This window comes from Solwaraspora sp. WMMD1047 (genome assembly GCF_029626155.1).
Lineage (GTDB): Bacteria > Actinomycetota > Actinomycetes > Mycobacteriales > Micromonosporaceae > WMMD1047.
On record NZ_JARUBL010000001.1, the window covers coordinates 911,703 to 928,673 of the forward strand.

Sequence of the window (16,971 nt, forward strand, 5' to 3'; positions counted from 1 at the left end):
ATCGAATCGATCCGCGTGACCGGGCACCACCCGGTCACGCGGATCGTTTCCGTTTCCGACCCGCTCGTTCCTTGATCTGGCGCACTGTGTCGTTGGATTCGGGCGCTTGTGACGGCTGGGTGCGCCAGGATCTTGGGGGTCGGGGCTGGGGGCGGCCGATTCTTACGTGGTTCTTTCCGGATCGGCTGGTTGTGGCGGTCAGCAGACCGGCTGGCCACACTGGTGGGCGTGACGACTAGTCCAGACCTGCTCCGGGCCGCCGGCCCGACCGGCCCGACCCGCGGTGTTGCCGGCCTTGCCGGGGTGGCCGCCGCGGCGGTCGCGCTCGGCTTGGCCGAGCTGGTGGCGGTGCTCACCGGCTCCCGGTCGGCCCCGCTGGTGGCGGTCGGCGGAGTGGTCGTGGACGTGGTGCCTGCCCCGCTCAAGCAGTTCGCCATCGATGTTTTCGGCCGCTACGACAAGATCGCCCTTCTGATCGGCACGGCCGTCCTGCTCGCCGCGTTCGCCGCGCTGATCGGCATAGTCGCGGTCCGGTCGTTGGCCACCGGGTTCGCCGGCATCGCCGTCTTCGGTGCGATCGGGGTGCTGGCCGCGCTGACCCGCCCCGGCGCCGGGCCGGCCGCCGCATTGCCGTCGCTGCTCGGCGCCGGGTTCGCCGGCTGGCTGCTCTGGCTACTGCTGCGCGGCCCGTTGCAGATCGACACCGACGCGGTGCCCGCCAACCAGGTCGGCGGCGGTGCGGCGGAGGGGCGGCGGCGGTTCCTTACCGGGGTGGGGGTGGCGCTCGGCGGGGCGGCGGTGGCCGGGCTCGGTGGTCGGTGGTTGTCCACCCGGCGTGGGGTTTCGGCGGCCCGGTCCGCGGTGGTGCTGCCGACCCCGGCCAGCGCGGCCACGGCGGTGCCGGCCGGGGCCGACCTGTCGCTGCCGCAGCTCGCCCCCTACGTCACGCCGAACTTCGCCTTCTACCGGATCGACACCGCCCTGGTCGTGCCGCAGGTCGATCCGGAGACCTGGCGGCTGCGGATCCACGGCCGGGTCCGCAACCCGATCACCCTGAGCTTCGCCGACCTGCTCGCCCGGCCGATGGTCGAGCGGCACATCACCCTCGCCTGCGTCTCCAACGAGGTGGGTGGCGACCTGATCGGCAACGCCCGCTGGCTCGGCGTACGGATCGCCGACCTGCTCGACGAGGCGCAGCCGCTGGACGGTGCCGACCAGGTGGTCGGCCGCTCCGCCGACGGCTGGACCTGCGGCACCCCCACCGCCGTCCTACGCGACGGGCGGGACGCGCTGCTGGCCGTCGGGATGAACGGCGAGCCGCTGCCGGTCCAGCACGGGTTCCCGGTCCGGGTCGTGGTGCCGGGCCTGTACGGCTATGTTTCCGCGTGCAAGTGGGTCGTCGAACTGGAGTTGACCAGCTTCGCCGACTTCGACGCGTACTGGGTGCCTCGGGGTTGGTCGGCCGAGGGGCCGATCAAGACGCAGTCCCGGATCGACACCCCCCGGGGGCGCAACAATCTGACCGCCGGACCGGTCCCGGTGGCCGGCGTGGCCTGGGCCCAGCACCGCGGCATCCAGCGGGTCGAGGTACGGGTCGACGAGGGTCCCTGGCAGGAGGCGACCCTGGCCGAAACCGTCTCGATCGACACCTGGGTGCAGTGGTCCTGGCGCTGGGAGGCCACCCCCGGCGAGCACACCCTGCAGGTGCGCGCGACCGACGCCACCGGCGAGGTGCAGACCGAGCAGCGCCGCCCGGTGGAACCGGACGGCGCGACGGGGTGGCACTCGGTGAACGTCACTGTTCGGTGACGGCGCCCGGTGCCCCAACTGATCAGCGTTGACCGGCCGGGACCGGGCGCTGGGCGGGCACGGTCGACTTGTGCGGGCGGCCCAGCCGGGCCTCCAGCCGGGTGAGGTCCACCCGGCTGCGCTGCCGGTCGGCGAGGTCCTCCCAGCCGACCGCGAGCAGCCGCAGCCGCTCCGACTCGCTGAACCCACCCCAGACGCCGTACGGCTCCCGCACGCTGAGGGCGTGTGCCGCGCACTCGGCCCGCACCGGGCAGGTTCCGCAGACCGCCTTGGCCTGGGTTTCCCGCCGGTTGCGCGACGAGCCGCGCTCGCCGTCCGGGTGGAAGAACTGGGCGCTGTCCCGACCGCGGCAGGCGCCGAGTCGCTGCCAGTCCCACAGATCGACAATGGGTCCCGGAAGCCTGCGTACGTTCGACATCAGCACCCTCCCTCCGCGCGGCACCGCGAAAACACGTCAATCCGGTCGGGTCCGGGGCGGCGGGCCGCTCAAGTCGCGCCGTTCCGACCTGTCGACACCGATACCCCGTGCGCGGCGAACTCACACGTGTCCGCGTCTCTCGTCACCATCCGTCCGTTTTTGGACCCGTCGGCGCTGCCGCCATGTCGGGCAGGACGCCTCGCAACGGCTAAAATCACCGCCGCTCATCGGCGGGAAAGCCCTCGTGACCGGTCCCTGCCGTGGTCTCCTCATTCAAGAGAGGAGATCAGCGTGCGTACCGTTCTGGTCTGTGTGCGGACCCCGATCGCCGCGCAGAGTGTCGCGGCCGTCGCCGCTCGTCTCGGGTTGTCCGGCGCCGTCCGGACCGCGGTCTCCGAGCCGGAGGCGATGGCCCGGCTCGGCGAGCGGGCGGCGGATGTGGTGCTCGCCGACACCGGGGTGACCCGGCCCGACACCGTCGGCTTCACCCGCCGGGTGCTGGCCCGTTCGCCGGGCGCGGCGGTGCTGCTGATCGGCACCGAGGACCCCGGGGTGGCCAACGCGGCGGTCGCGGCCGGGGCGCGTGGCCTCGTCCAGAGCGGCGAACGCGACCTGGTCGGGGCGATCGCCAAGGCGATCATGCTGTTGTCCGTGCCGCGCCGGCCGTCGACCGGCCCGTCGCCGGGCGCGACCAGGCAGCCGCCCCCGGCTGGCCGGACCAGCCCGGCGACCGGGCGGACCCCGCTGGGGGCCGGATCACCCGGGACGCCCGGATCGCCCGGACCTGCCGGTGGGCCGGTCGGGGCCACCCCCGGCGCCGGAGCCGGCCGGATCGGCCCGGCCGGGGCCGACGGCGGTGACCCGCCGAGCGTCGTGCCCGTCCAGCGTGGGGACGACGCCCCGGCCGGTGAGCCGGCCGCCGAGACCCGGGGTAGGCCGGCGAACGAACCGGCGCCGGTGAACCGGGGCCCCGAACCGCGGTCGACCAGACCGCCGCTCTCGCCGCCCGGGTCCGCCGCCGGCTACCCGACCTCGCTGGACCCGCGCGCCAACGTGGCCGCCGACGCCCGGTTCGGCGGACCCCGTCGGGGCGTGCCGGCAAAGCCCGGCGGGTATGCGCTGCCGGCGCCGGCCGGCGCCGGCCCGACCCGCCGGGTCACCCTCACCGAGCGGGAGATGCAGGTGCTTGTCGGGATGGCCGAGGGCAAGAGCAACGCCGAGATCGGTCGCGAGCTGTTCGTCTCCGAGGACACCGTCAAGACGCACGCCCGCCGGCTGTTCCGCAAGCTCGGGGCGCGGGACCGGGCGCACGCGGTGGCCGCCGGCTTCCGAGCCGGACTGGTCGCCTGAGTCCGGTCAGCCGCCCGACGGTCCGCCAGGAGCGCCGGGACTCGGGCGGATCAGTCGTCGGTGCCCTCGGCGAGGGTGTCGTGCACCCCGTCGGCGTAGCCCCGGGCGTACTCCCAGGTCACGTAGTGGTCGGGGTCCGGGTTGAAGGCCGGTTCGTGCACCCGCGGCCGGCCGGACTGCAGCAGATGGCGCAGGTTGCCGCGGAGCAGATCCCAGTCGAAGTAGTGCGGCTCCCGGCAGTCCTCGCACTCGATCACCAGGCCGCGGATCCCGATCGGGCTGAGCAGCGCCTGGTAGATCTCCAGATCGGCCAGGTCCTCCAGCACGTCCTGCCGCTCGACCTCGCTCAGCGGGTCGAGCTGGACGTCCTCGACCGGATCGTCCAGCCCCGCGGCGGGGTCGGTGGGATCGCCGTTGAACGGGTCGATCGGCTCCTCGTGCACCCCTCCACCGTAGTGGTAGTCCGGTCCGGCGCGCCTGCCCGTGGCGCGCGCCCGATCGGGGACCGGACCATCGGATAGGTACGATGAACCTTCACCCTCCGCCCGCCGACAGCCCAGGGGAACCAATCGTGGAGTACGCACCCGGCACCGACCTTCCGATGGGCGACGTCGAAGCCGGCCAGCTCACCGGCCACCTGCCCGAGCTGCCCGCCGGCTCGGCCCGGGTGGTACCGCTCGGCCTCACCTTCGACGACGTCCTGCTGCAACCGGCCGAGTCGGACGTGGTGCCCAGCCGGGTCAACACCCTGACCCGGCTCACCCGCGAGATCACCCTGGCGATGCCGCTGCTGTCCAGCGCGATGGACACGGTCACCGAGGCCCGGATGGCGATCGCGATGGCCCGGCAGGGCGGCATCGGGGTGCTGCACCGCAACCTCTCGGTCGAGGACCAGGCCGTCCAGGTCGACCTGGTCAAGCGCTCCGAGTCGGGGATGATCACCAACCCGGTGACCTGCAGCCCCGACGACACCATGCGGACCGTGGACGCGCTCTGCGGCCGGTACCGGATCTCCGGCGTACCGGTGGTCGACGCCGCCGGTGCGCTGGTCGGCATCGTGACCAACCGGGACATGCGCTTCGTCGCGGACAGCTCCACCCCGGTCCACGAGATCATGACGCGGATGCCGCTGATCACCGCCCCGGTCGGGGCGACCAAGGCCGAGGCGTTGGACCTGCTGCGCCGGCACAAGGTGGAGAAGCTGCCGCTCGTCGACCAGGCCGGCAAGCTGCGCGGCCTGATCACCGTCAAGGACTTCACCAAGAGCGAGCAGTACCCGGACGCCACCAAGGACGAGGCCGGCCGGCTCCGGGTCGGCGCGGCTGTCGGGGTCGGCGAGGACGGCTACAAGCGGGCCCGGGCGCTGATCGAGGCCGGCGTGGACGTGCTCATGGTGGACAGCGCCCACGCGCACAGCCGCAACGTGCTGGAGATGGTCCGCCGGCTCAAGCGGGAGACCCAGGTCGCCGTCGTGGGCGGTAACGTGGCCACCTTCGCCGGCGCGAAGGCGTTGGTCGAGGCGGGCGCCGACGGGGTGAAGGTCGGCGTCGGGCCGGGCGCCATCTGCACCACCCGGGTGGTGGCGGGGGTCGGCGTACCGCAGATCACGGCGATCATGGAGGCGACCCGGGCCTGCCGTCCCGCCGGCGTGCCGGTGATCGCCGACGGCGGCGTCCAGTACTCCGGCGACATCGCCAAGGCGCTGGTCGCCGGTGCCGACGCGGTGATGCTCGGCAGCCTGCTGGCCGGCTGCGAGGAGAGCCCCGGCGAGCTGCTCTTCATCAACGGCAAGCAGTTCAAGTCGTACCGGGGGATGGGTTCGCTCGGTGCGATGCAGGCCCGGGGCCAGGGCCGGTCGTTCTCCCGGGACCGCTACTTCCAGGAGGACGTGCTCAGCGAGGAGAAGCTGGTCCCGGAGGGCGTCGAGGGGCAGGTGCCGTACCGGGGGCCGCTGGCCCGGGTCGCCCACCAGCTCATCGGCGGGTTGCGCGCCGCCATGGGGTACGTCGGCGCGGAGAACATCACCGAGCTGCACCGGCGTGGTCAGCTCATCCGGATCACCGCCGCCGGGCTGAAGGAGAGCCACCCGCACGACATCCAGATGACGGTCGAGGCACCCAACTACCACACCCGCTGACCTACCGGCCGGCCCCTCCGTCGAGCCGCGGCACCACTATTCGTTGAGGAGCACCCCATGCGTGACGTGGTCGAGATCGGGCTGGGCAAGACCGCGCAGCGCGGCTACCACCTGGACGACATCGCGATCGTGCCGAGCCGCCGCACCCGGGACGTGGACGACGTCTCGACGAGCTGGCAGCTGGACGCGTACCAGTTCCAGATCCCGTGCGTCGGGCACCCGTCCGACGCGACGATGAGCCCGGCGTCGGCGCGGCGGCTGGGTGAGCTGGGCGGTCTCGGTGTGCTCAACGTGGAGGGTCTCTGGACCCGGTACGAGGATCCGACGAAGGTGCTGGAGGAGCTGGCGAGCCTGGACGAGGAGGCGCACGCCACCCGCCGGCTGCAGGAGGTCTACGCCGAGCCGATCCGGCCCGAGCTGATCGCCGAGCGGGTCCGTGAGATGCGCGAGGGCGGGCAGACCGTGGCGGTGCGGGTCTCCCCGCAGCACACCCTCACGCTGGCTCCGGTGATCCTCGACGCGGGCGTCGACATCCTGGTCATCCAGGGCACCCTGGTCTCGGCCGAGCACGTCTCGACCACCGACGAGCCGCTGAACCTCAAGGAGTTCATCGCCGACCTGGATCTACCGGTGGTGGCCGGCGGCTGCACCGACTACAAGACCGCGCTGCACCTGATGCGGACCGGGGCGGCCGGCGTGATCGTCGGGCTCGGCGGTGACGAGTGGTCGACCACCGAGTCGGTGCTCGGCATCCGGGTGCCGATGGCGACCGCGATCGCCGACGCGGCGGCGGCCCGCCGGGACTACCTGGACGAGACCGGCGGCCGGTACGTGCACCTGATCGCCGACGGCGACCTGCAGACCTCCGGCGACATCGCGAAGGCGCTCGGCTGCGGCGCGGACGCGGTGATGCTCGGCGAGCCGCTGTCGCTCTGCGAGGAGGCACCGGCCTCCGGCGCGTGGTGGCACCCGGCCGCCAGCCACCCGAAACTGCCCCGCGGGGCGTTCGGGGTGGCCGGCGAGCCGCTGGGCTCGATGGAGAAGCTGCTGCACGGCCCGGCCGACGAGCCGGACGGCCAGCTCAACCTCTTCGGTGGGCTGCGCCGGGCGATGGCCAAGTGCGGCTACCGCGACCTGAAGGAGTTCCAGAAGGTCGGCCTGGTCCTCGACCGCTGACCGGCTAGCTGGTGGCGACCAGTTCGGCGAGCACCGAGTCGAGGCGGTCGGCGGTCGAGCGGTCGAACTCCGGGCGGGACAGCGCGACCGGAGTGCCACGCCGGAGCGCGGTCAGCGGGGCGGACGGTGGGTCGGCCAGCAGCGTGGCCAGCCGGGTCGCGGTCGCGCCGACCGTGGATCCGAACACCGCCGCCGTCGCGCCGACCACCGCCCGGGTGGGCTGTCGGAAGTAGCGGTGCATCCCACTGTTGACCAGGAGCGGGTTGTAGAGGACGTACCGGATGCGGCTGTCCGGGTCGCGGGCGGCGAAGCTCACCCCGATCAGGTCGTTGGCGCGGGCGCCCTGCATGGTGGCGGTGAACAGGCTGTAGCCGCGGGTGAGCTGCAGGTCGTCCCAGTGGATCCGGCCGGCCCGGATGCCGCCGGTGCCGCAGAGGTTGAGCAGGACCGGTGCGTCGGCCCGCTCCAGCGCCGGGCGGAGCCGCTCCGCGAGCAGGTAGCGGCTCAGCACGCCGATGGCGAAGGTCTGCTCGAAGCCCTCGGCGGTCACGACACGCCGCTGGTCGAAGCGGCCGGCCGCGAGCACCAGCACGTCGATCCGGTCGGGCAGCCGGGCGGCGAGCTCGGCGGTCTGCCGGACGGAGGTGAGGTCGGCGTGGGCGCTGCCGATGGCGATCACCCGGTCACCGCCGGCCCGGAGCCGATCGGCGAGGGCGCCACCGATGCCCCGCGTGCCGCCGGTTATCACGACTGTGCGCATACGCTGATCCTGCGTACCGATCGAGCCGGCCGAAAGAAGGCACATTGATGTCACCGGTGATACCGCTGCCGGTCACCCCGGCCGATCGCGCCGCCTGTGTGGCGACCGAGGTGCTGCGTCGGGTCGGTGAGAAGTGGAGCGTGCTGGTCCTGGCGCTGTTGAGTGAGCGGCCCCACGGGTTCAACGAACTCGACCGGGCCATCGGCGGGCTGAGCCGGCGGATTCTGACCCGTACGCTGCGGACCCTGGAGAGTGACGGCCTGGTGAGCCGCCGCGAGACGCCACAACGGGTCGAGTACGCCCTGACCGGTTTGGGACGTTCGCTCCTCCCGCTGATCATCGCGATCGGCGAGTGGGCCGTCGAGCACGCGTCGGAGCTCGAGGAAGCCCGCCGGAGCGCGGTACGGGGGAGGACCTGATCGCGGCGATCCGCGTACCTGTGGGCGGGCGGGGTGGTGGTGTGCCTACGCTGCCCGGGTGAGATTGTCGGGAACGAGGACGGGTCGAGCAGTCCGGCCAGCGGTGGCGGCGGGGCTGACAGTGGTGTTGGCGGTGACCGGCTGCACCGGTGGCCCCGGTACGCCGAGGGGCGGCACGTCACAGACCGGGACCACCCCCAGCTTCCAGCCCGGGGCCGAGGGCGTCGGCGACCCCTACTTCCCGGGCTACGGCAACGGCGGGTACGACGTTTCCAGCTATCACCTGCGGGTGCGCTACGACCCGGCAACCGACCGGCTCACCGGCGACGCCACCATCACCGCCACCGCCACCGAGGACCTGTCCCGCTTCAATCTGGACCTGACCGGGCTGACCGTCACGTCGGTGCGGGTGGACGGGGTCGACGCCGAGGAGGAGCACGACGACGCCGAGTTGATCATCACCCCGGCCGACGGACTGGTCCGGGGCGCCGAATTCACCGTGGATGTCGGCTACGAGGGGGTGCCGAGCCCGGTGACCAGCCCGGATCTCGGCGTGGGTGGGTTCATCGCCACCGACGACGGGGGGATCGCGCTCGGCCAGCCCGAATCGGCGAGTACCTGGTTCCCGGTCAACGACCACCCGGTGGACAAGGCGACCTACGACATCGAGATCACCGTCCCGGAAGGGCTCACCGCGCTGAGCAACGGGGTGCCCGGCGGCAACCGGACGGCCGACGGCTGGACCACCTGGCGCTGGTCGGAGCGGACACCGATGGCCAGCTACCTGACCACTGTGGTGATCGGCGACTATCGGGTGACCACCGGCACGCACGCCGGAAAGCCGCTGGTGACCGCGATCGCGGCGAGCCTGCCCGAGGGCGGCGGAGCGGAGGCCTCCATCGCCCGCACCGGGGAGATCGCCGACTTCCTGGCGACCCGCTTCGGGCCGTACCCGTTCGAGGCGTATGGCGGTGTGGTGGTCGCCGAGGAGGAGATCCGGTACGCCCTGGAGACGCAGTCCCGGCCGGTGTACGGGCCGACGTTCTTCCGGTCCGGCCCGAACGACTGGGTGGTGGCCCACGAGCTGGCGCACCAGTGGTTCGGCAACAGCGTCTCGATCCAGCGGTGGTCGGACCTCTGGCTCAACGAGGGTTTCGCCAGCTACGCCGAGTGGCTCTGGGAGGAGCACGACGGCGGCAACACCGCGCAACGCAACTTCGAGACCGAGTACGCCCGCACGGACTGGTCCAGCCCGACGCTCGACCCGGGCCGGGCCGGCCTGTTCGGCCGGGCGGTCTACAAGCGCGGTGCGCTGACGGTGCACGCGTTGCGGCTGGCCATGGGCGACGACGTGTTCTTCCGCTTCCTGCGGACCTGGACGGCGGAGAAGCGGGACGGCAACGTCACCACCGCCGACCTGATCACGGTCGCGGAGCGGGTCTCCGGCAGGCCACTGCGACCGCTCTTCGACGCCTGGCTCTCGGGCACCACGCCGCCGGCCATCCCGGGCGGCTGAGCACCGCCGGCCGGCTCCGGGCCGTCCCTTTCTCCGGGTACGCGGTCAGCGCGGCACGACGAGCTTCGGGTTGGCGGCCAGGAACTCGGTCACGTTGCCCTTGCGGACCGCCGCGATGAACTGGTCGCCGAGCTGGCCCAGCTCCTCGCCCCGGTAGCTGCCGCCGCTGCCGACCGAGTGGCCGGGCAGCGCGACCATGGTGATCGACTCGGCGGTGAGGCCGCTGAGCGCGAACGCGAAGTCGATCACCCGTTGGCCGCCGCCCTCGAAGACGAGCGTCTTGCCGATCGCCTTCACGACGGCGTTCAGCCGGTCCGGGTCGGTGGTGACGTCCTGGCTGATCAGGCGCGCCACGATGGCCTTGATGAGCTGCTGGTGGTGGCGCTGCCGGGAGTAGTCGCCGCCGGTGAGGTAGCGCTGCCGGGCGTAGTCCAGCGCCTGCCAGCCGTTCATCCGGCGCTGGCCCTTCTCGTAGACCATCTGTGGTCCGATGTAGCCGTACCCGTTGCCGTCGCGGTGTTTGCCGTTGGGTTGCCGGTGCTGGGACACCACCCGCTGGTCGACGTAGAGGTCGATGCCGCCGAGCGAGTCGACCAGGTTGTCCAGGCCGCCGAAGGTCAGCACCGCGCCGCCGTCGAACTTCTTGATGCCGGTGTAGTCGCTGACCGTGCGGGACAGCAGCTGGTAGCCCTGGGCCGCGCTGGGCGGCTGGTCACCCGGCCGGCGGCTGCCGTAGCTCATCGCGTGGGTGAGCTTGGTCCGGTCGCCGCGGAAGCGGGCCTTCGGGAAGGCCGGGATGTCGACCACCAGGTCGCGGGGGAGCGAGAAGAGGTACGCCCGGTCCAGGTTCGCCGTGATGTGCATGATCAGGACGGCGTCCGCGTGCGGTTCCCAGTCGGGTACGCCGACCCGGGTGTCCACGCCGACCAGCAGCAGGTTCAGCGGCCCGCGGATGTCGGCCCCGGGGGGCGGGGTGGGGCTCGGGGTGGGTGACGGGGTGGGGGTGCCGGTCGCCCCGGTGGAGGCGTCGGTCGGGCCGTTGCGGCCGGCGGCGCTCACCTGGTTGATCACCACGGCGCCGCCGCCGAGCAGCAGTACCGCCGCGATGCCGGCCGCCGGCAGCGCGATCCGGCGCCGCCGCCACCAGCTCCGGCGGCGGTCCGCGCCGGCCGCCCGGTCCGCGCGGTCCGCGTCGGCCGGGCCGTCCGCCCGCCCGTCCTGCCCGTTCTCGGTCACTGCGCCGACTCCCTCCAGCCGTACCTGGACGACCGGTCCGCCCCCTGGAAAGAACGCGTCGCCGGTCGTCGCGGTTGCGTGCCGGCGCCGGAAAGTCCGGGCGCCGGGGCGCCGTGGCGGGCCCGCCCAGCACCACCGCCCGTACGACTGCTCGGAAATGATCGCGCACGCTGGCCGTGGCGCAACAGCTACCGGTCGGTAATGATGGCTGGCGTGGGCTTCGACGTGGTGGTGATCGGCTCCGGCTTCGGCGGCAGCGTCGCCGCGCTGCGACTCGCCGAGAAGGGCTACTCGGTGGCCGTGCTGGAGGCCGGCCGGCGATTCGCCGATGACGAGTTTCCGCAGACCTCCTGGCGGCTCCGGCGCTTCCTCTGGGCGCCCCGGCTGGGCTGCCGCGGAATCCAGCGGATCACCCTGCTCCGGCCGGATCGCGGCCGGCCGGGTGCCGGTGGCGCCGGGGTGCTGGTGCTCTCCGGGGCCGGGGTGGGCGGTGGCTCGCTGGTCTACGCGAACACCCTCTACGAGCCGCCGCCCGTCTTCTTCGACGATCCGCAGTGGCGTGGGATCACCGACTGGCGAGCCGAGCTGGCACCCCACTACGACCAGGCCGCCCGGATGCTCGGGGTGACCGCGTACCCGGTGTCGACGGCCGCGGACCGGGCGATGCGGGCGGTGGCCGACCGGATGGGGGTGGCCGGCACCTTCCGTCCGACCCCGGTCGGCGTGCACATCGGCCGGCCCGGCGAGCGGGTGGCCGACCCGTACTTCGGCGGCGCCGGCCCCGACCGCACCGGCTGCCTGCACTGTGGCTGCTGCCTGACCGGCTGTCGGCACGGGGCCAAGAACACCCTGGTGAAGAACTACCTGTGGCTGGCCGAGCGGCTCGGGGTCCAGGTCCGGGCGCTGACCACGGTGACGGCGGTGCGCCCCGCGCCGACCGGCACCGGCTACCTGGTGGAGACGGAACGTACCGGCGCCTGGTGGCGCCGGGACCGGCAGGTCGTCCACGCCGATCAGGTGGTCTTCGCGGCCGGCGCGCTCGGCACCCAGCGGTTGCTGCACCGGATGCGGGCGACCGGCGAACTGCCGAACATCTCCGACCGGCTCGGGGCGCTGACCCGGACCAACTCGGAGGCGCTGCTGGGCGCTGCGGTGCTGCGGCCCGACGCGCGCCGACGCGGACTGGACTTCAGCCGGGGGGTGGCGATCACCAGCTCGTTCCACCCGGACGACCGCACCCACCTGGAGCCGGTGCGGTACGGGCCGGGATCGAACCTGATGGGGCTGTTGCAGTCCGCGCTCGTCGACGGCGGGTCGCGCCGGGTCCGGCGGTGGTTGGCCACCCTGGCCCGGTCGCCGCTGACCTACCTGCGGATGCTGTCGGTGCGGGGCTGGTCGCAGCGGTCCGTCATCGCGCTGGTGATGCAGTCGCACGACAACTCGCTCACCACCCACTACCGGCGGGGGCGGCTGGGCGGGTGGCGGCTGGCGACCAGCCAGGGGCACGGGGCGCCGAACCCGACCTGGATTCCGGCCGGCAACCGGGCGGTCCGGCTGCTGGCCGAGGAGATCGGCGGGATTCCCGGCGGCGCGGTGACCGAGCCGTTCGACGTGCCGATGACCGCGCACCTGCTGGGTGGCGCGACGATCGGGGCGAGCGCCGCCGACGGGGTCGTCGACGCGTACCACCGGGTGTTCGGCCATCCCGGCCTGCACGTCGTGGACGGCGCGGCGGTCTCGGCGAACCTGGGGGTGAACCCGGCGCTGACCATCACCGCCCAGGCGGAGCGGGCGATGGCGGGCTGGCCCAACCCGGGGGGAGCCGGATCCCCGGCCGGCGCTCGGCGAGCCGTACCGGCGACTGCGGCCGGTGTCCCCGATCCGGCCGGCGGTGCCGGACGGCGCGCCGGGAGCACTCCGGCCCTGACGCCATCTGCTCCTTTGTTCCCTATATCCGGACTTAAAGAACTTTCGCCCATTAGTATCCGGTCCGGAATGCCGGGCGAAAGGTGGGCGACGTGACACAGGTGAGCACCCGGACGGAGACCGACGACCGCCAGACCTTCCGCCGGGACGTGCAGGGCCTGCGCGCCCTCGCGATCACCCTGGTGCTGCTCGGTCACGCCGGATTCGCCTTCGTACCGGGCGGATTCATCGGAGTCGACGTCTTCTTCGTGATCTCCGGCTTCCTGATCACCGGACTGCTGCTCGCCGAGGTCGACCGGACCGGGCGGATCTCGCTGGTCGGGTTCCTCGCCCGCCGGGCCCGGCGACTGCTCCCCGCGGCCGGCGTGGTGCTGGCCGCCACCCTGCTGCTGACCTACCTGTTCCTGCCCCGCGGCCGCTGGTCGCAGACCGGCTGGGACGTGGTGGCCAGCGGCCTGTACGTGCAGAACTGGCGGCTCGCCGAGGGGCCGGCCGGCTACCTCGCCGCCACCGACGCACCAAGCATCCTGCAACACTTCTGGTCGCTGGGCGTGGCGGAGCAGTTCTACCTCTGCTGGCCGATCCTGCTGCTGGCGGTCGGCTGGCTCACCCGGCGCCGGGCGGGCCGGCTGCGCCCGGCGCTGCTGATCACCCTCGGCCTGGTCGCGGTCGGCTCGTTCGGCTGGTCGGTCCACCTCAGCGCCGCCGAACCCGGCCGGGCGTACTTCGTCACCACCACCCGGCTCTGGGAACTCGCCCTCGGCGGACTGCTGGCGATCGCCACCCCGTACCTGGTCAGGTTGGCGCCGTGGATCGCCACTTCGGTGGCGTGGGGCGGGCTGGCGGCGATCCTGCTGGCCGCTCTCGTGCTGAACCCGGGGCAGCCGTTTCCGAGCTACTCCGCGCTGCTGCCCACCGTCGGCACGGCCGCGCTGATCGCCGGTGGACTCACCACCAGCCAGCGCGGTCCGGGCCGGCTGCTCAGCTGGGGACCGCTGGGCGCGGTGGGGGCGGTGTCCTACTCCCTCTACCTGTGGCACTGGCCGGTGCTCGTCGCGGCGCAGGCCCGGTTCGGCCCGCTGGATCCGCCGGTGGCGCTGGGCGTACTGCTGCTCTCCGCGATCCCGGCCGTGCTCACCTACCGATACCTCGAACAACCGATCCGCACGGCCCGGACCGTCACCATCAATCCCGGGTACGCGCTGCGCCTCGGCGCGGTCTTCACCACCCTGCCGGTGCTGGCCGGTCTGCTGTTCCAGCTCACCGTCTGGCCGGCGCGGCAGGCGCCGTTGCCGGTCGCCCAGCTCCCGGCCGCCAGCGACCGCCCGAGCCCCACCGGCAGCCCGGCCGACCAGCAGACCGCCCAGGGCGCCGCGCTGCTCGCCGCCGACCCGCGCGACGACCGGCGCGGCGCCCCGACCGACAAGGTGGCGTCGATCACCCCGGACCCGATGCTGGCCCGCGACGACGTACCCGACGTCTACCAGCACAAGTGCATCACGCGGGTGCCGGACTTCGAGGTGCTGCGGTGCGTCTACGGCGACCGGGAATCCGAGGTCACGGTCGCCCTCGCCGGCGACCCGAACGCCGCCACCTGGCTCCCGGCGCTGCAGGTCCTCGCCCAGGAACGCGGGTGGCGGTTGGTCACCTACCTCAAGACCGGCTGCCCCTTCGCCCACTACCGGATCTCCCTGAACGGTGTGCCGCAGCCCAGATGCAGCGCCTGGGTCGACCAGGTCACCGAGGAACTCACCGGCGACGACCGACCGGACCTGCTGGTGACGAGCGGTCTGGCCTACGCGCCGATGCGGGACGGTCTGATCCTGACCGACGAGGAGGCCGACGCCGAAGCCGTCGCCGGGATGCGGCGTACCTGGGAGGCCATGCGCGCGGCGGGCGTGCCGACCATGGTGATCCGCGACATTCCGCGGATGCCGATGGACGTCGCCGAGTGCGTCGCCGAGCACCGCCGCCGCCTCACCCGGTGCGCCGCACCCCGGGAGGAGATCTGGGAGACCGGGGGCGGCCCCCGGCAGCAGGCGGCGGCCGAGGGCCAGCGCGGCGTACGCCTGGTCAACCTCAACGACGCCATCTGCCCGACCGAGCGCTGCGCGCCGGTGATCGGCGGGGTGCTGGTCTACCGGGACAGCAACAACCTGACCGCCACCTACGCCCGTACCCTCGCCCCGCGGCTGCGCGCGCACGTCGACGAGGTGCTCAACTGACCGCCGGCGGTGGTCGGTAGGCTTCGCCGCATGAGCACGCCGCGCCCGGTCCTGGTGGTCGACTTCGGAGCCCAGTACGCCCAGCTCATCGCCAGGCGGGTCCGGGAGGCGCGGGTCTACTCGGAGATCGTCCCGCACACCATGCCGGTCGCCGAGATGCTGGCCCGGGAGCCGGCCGCGATCATCCTGTCCGGCGGCCCGGCGAGCGTCTACGCCCCCGACGCCCCGCAGCTCGACGCCGGGCTCTTCGCGGCCGGGGTGCCGACCTTCGGCATCTGCTACGGCTTCCAGGCGATGGCCCAGGCGCTGGGCGGCACCGTGGCGCACACCGGCGGTCGGGAGTTCGGCGGCACGCTGCTGCGGTCCAGGTCGGCCGGCGTGCTGCTGCGCGAGCTGCCGGCCGAACTGCCGGTCTGGATGAGCCACGGCGACTGCGTCACCGAGGCCCCGGCCGGCTTCGCCGTCACCGCCGAGTCGGCGGGCGCCCCGGTGGCCGCCTTCGAGGACGTCGCCGGCCGCCGGGCCGGGGTGCAGTTCCACCCGGAGGTCGCGCACACCGCCCACGGGCAGCAGATCCTCACCCGGTTCCTCTACGACATCGCCGGCATCGAGCCGACCTGGACGCCGGACAACATCATCGACGAGCAGGTGGCCGCGATCCGGGCCCGGGTCGGCGACAAGGAGGTCATCTGCGGCCTCTCCGGCGGGGTCGACTCGGCGGTCGCCGCCGCGCTGGTGCACCGGGCCATCGGCGACCAGCTCACCTGCGTCTTCGTCGACCACGGCCTGCTGCGCGCCGGCGAGGCCGAGCAGGTCGAGAAGGACTATGTGGCGGCGACCGGCATCAAGCTGAAGGTGGTCGACGCCGAGGAGCGGTTCCTGGCCGCGCTGGCCGGGGTGACCGACCCGGAGTCGAAGCGGAAGATCATCGGCCGGGAGTTCATCCGGGTGTTCGAGGCGGCGGCCCGTGAGGTGGCCGCCGCCGGGGACGTCGAGTTCCTGGTCCAGGGCACCCTCTATCCCGACGTGGTGGAGTCCGGCGGCGGCACCGGCACCGCCAACATCAAGTCCCACCACAACGTCGGCGGGCTGCCGGAGGATCTCCGGTTCGCACTGGTGGAGCCGCTGCGTACCCTCTTCAAGGACGAGGTCCGCACGATCGGCGCCGCGCTCGGCCTGCCGGAGGCGATGGTCTGGCGGCACCCGTTCCCGGGGCCGGGGCTGGCGATCCGGATCATCGGGGCGGTCGACCGGCACCGGCTGGACCTGCTCCGCGCGGCGGACCTGATCGCCCGCGAGGAGTTGACCGCCGCCGGGCTGGACCGCGACGTCTGGCAGTTCCCGGTGGTGCTCCTCGCCGACGTGCGCAGCGTCGGCGTGCAGGGCGACGGCCGCACCTACGGGCATCCGGTGGTGCTGCGACCGGTCTCCAGCGAGGACGCCATGACCGCCGACTGGTCCCGGTTGCCGCACGACCTGATCGCCCGGATCTCCACCCGCATCACGAACGAGGTGCCCGAGGTCAACCGGGTGGTGCTCGACATCACCAGCAAGCCGCCGGGCACCATCGAGTGGGAGTGACCCAGGCGCCGCCAATCAGCCGGCCGGCGGCGCGGCGGGCGGCGCCGGCGGCGGGGGTGGGCCGACGTGGCCGGTGGTCGGCCAGGCCGGGGCACCGGCCGGCTCCTCCGGCATCAGAAACCACATGATCGGGTACGCCAGCAGCGCCACGCCGGCGGTCATCAGCACCGTGACGGCGAAGATCACCCGCACCAGGGTGGGGTCGACGTTGAGGTAGCGGCCCAGGCCGCTGCAGACGCCGGCCACCATCCGGTCGGTGACCGGCCGGCGCAGCTGCCGGTACGGCGGCTGGTGCGCCGAGGACTGGTACGGCGGCTGGTGCGGCGACGGCGGCTGGTGGATTGGCGGTTGGTGGGACGACGGTCCGCTCGCGGCGGTCGGGTAGGTCGGTGTCTGGTTCATGTCTCCACGGTCCGCC

General features: G+C 73.1%; 13 protein-coding genes and 1 pseudogene. 9 read left to right on the top strand and 5 right to left on the bottom strand.

Going from position 1 to position 16,971, the window contains the following annotated elements:
- The first annotated feature begins 246 nt into the window (after positions 1-246).
- A complete protein-coding gene (locus tag O7627_RS04310) occupies positions 247-1,809 on the top strand; it encodes a molybdopterin-dependent oxidoreductase (RefSeq protein ID WP_278098153.1) in 1,563 nt (520 codons plus the stop codon).
- 22 nt (positions 1,810-1,831) lie between these two features.
- Here the strand turns inward: O7627_RS04310 and O7627_RS04315 are convergent, their stop codons facing one another.
- Entirely contained in the window at positions 1,832-2,227 is a 396-nt protein-coding gene (locus O7627_RS04315; protein ID WP_278092195.1) for a WhiB family transcriptional regulator, read from the bottom strand.
- A 291-nt stretch (positions 2,228-2,518) separates the two neighbouring features.
- Here O7627_RS04315 and O7627_RS04320 point away from each other — a divergent pair, with 291 nt between their 5' ends.
- Positions 2,519-3,577: a LuxR C-terminal-related transcriptional regulator gene (locus O7627_RS04320; RefSeq protein ID WP_278092196.1), complete on the top strand. Its 1,059-nt coding sequence runs from the start codon at positions 2,519-2,521 to the stop codon at positions 3,575-3,577.
- A 50-nt stretch (positions 3,578-3,627) separates the two neighbouring features.
- Here the strand turns inward: O7627_RS04320 and O7627_RS04325 are convergent, their stop codons facing one another.
- On the bottom strand, positions 3,628-4,020 hold the full coding sequence (locus O7627_RS04325) for a DUF5319 domain-containing protein (RefSeq protein WP_278092197.1): 393 nt from the start codon (positions 4,018-4,020) through the stop codon (positions 3,628-3,630).
- A 128-nt stretch (positions 4,021-4,148) separates the two neighbouring features.
- Here O7627_RS04325 and guaB point away from each other — a divergent pair, with 128 nt between their 5' ends.
- The gene (gene guaB, locus O7627_RS04330; protein ID WP_278092198.1) at positions 4,149-5,714 is read left to right on the top strand and encodes an IMP dehydrogenase; all 1,566 of its coding nucleotides are present in this window, start codon (positions 4,149-4,151) and stop codon (positions 5,712-5,714) included.
- Positions 5,715-5,771: 57 nt separating this feature from the next.
- The gene (locus O7627_RS04335; RefSeq protein WP_278092199.1) at positions 5,772-6,890 is read left to right on the top strand and encodes a GuaB3 family IMP dehydrogenase-related protein; all 1,119 of its coding nucleotides are present in this window, start codon (positions 5,772-5,774) and stop codon (positions 6,888-6,890) included.
- Between the two features lie 4 nt (positions 6,891-6,894).
- Here the strand turns inward: O7627_RS04335 and O7627_RS04340 are convergent, their stop codons facing one another.
- Positions 6,895-7,650 (bottom strand): hypothetical protein, encoded by a 756-nt coding sequence (locus O7627_RS04340; RefSeq protein ID WP_278092200.1) that lies wholly within the window; start codon positions 7,648-7,650, stop codon positions 6,895-6,897.
- Positions 7,651-7,697: 47 nt separating this feature from the next.
- On the opposite strand from O7627_RS04340, the gene O7627_RS04345 reads away from it, so the two are divergent.
- Positions 7,698-8,069 carry a helix-turn-helix domain-containing protein gene (locus tag O7627_RS04345; protein WP_278092201.1) on the top strand — a complete coding sequence of 124 codons (372 nt, stop codon included), beginning with the start codon at positions 7,698-7,700 and terminating at the stop codon, positions 8,067-8,069.
- A 133-nt stretch (positions 8,070-8,202) separates the two neighbouring features.
- On the top strand, positions 8,203-9,585 hold the full coding sequence (locus tag O7627_RS04350) for a M1 family metallopeptidase (RefSeq protein ID WP_278092202.1): 1,383 nt from the start codon (positions 8,203-8,205) through the stop codon (positions 9,583-9,585).
- Positions 9,586-9,630: 45 nt separating this feature from the next.
- Here the strand turns inward: O7627_RS04350 and O7627_RS04355 are convergent, their stop codons facing one another.
- Positions 9,631-10,821, bottom strand: a complete 1,191-nt coding sequence (locus O7627_RS04355) for an LCP family protein (protein WP_347404636.1) — start codon at positions 10,819-10,821, stop codon at positions 9,631-9,633.
- 213 nt (positions 10,822-11,034) lie between these two features.
- Between O7627_RS04355 and O7627_RS04360 the strand changes: the two are divergent.
- The 3 genes and pseudogenes from O7627_RS04360 (at position 11,035) to guaA (ending at position 16,553) form a co-directional block, all read left to right on the top strand.
- A pseudogene (locus O7627_RS04360) lies at positions 11,035-12,748 on the top strand (GMC family oxidoreductase).
- A gap of 91 nt (positions 12,749-12,839) precedes the next feature.
- Complete coding sequence (locus O7627_RS04365) at positions 12,840-14,972, top strand: acyltransferase family protein (protein ID WP_278092203.1); 2,133 nt, start codon at positions 12,840-12,842, stop codon at positions 14,970-14,972.
- A 30-nt stretch (positions 14,973-15,002) separates the two neighbouring features.
- A complete protein-coding gene (gene guaA / locus O7627_RS04370; protein WP_278092204.1) occupies positions 15,003-16,553 on the top strand; it encodes a glutamine-hydrolyzing GMP synthase in 1,551 nt (516 codons plus the stop codon).
- 15 nt (positions 16,554-16,568) lie between these two features.
- Here the strand turns inward: guaA and O7627_RS04375 are convergent, their stop codons facing one another.
- Positions 16,569-16,955, bottom strand: a complete 387-nt coding sequence (locus tag O7627_RS04375) for a PspC domain-containing protein (RefSeq protein WP_347404637.1) — start codon at positions 16,953-16,955, stop codon at positions 16,569-16,571.
- Positions 16,956-16,971 lie beyond the last annotated feature (16 nt).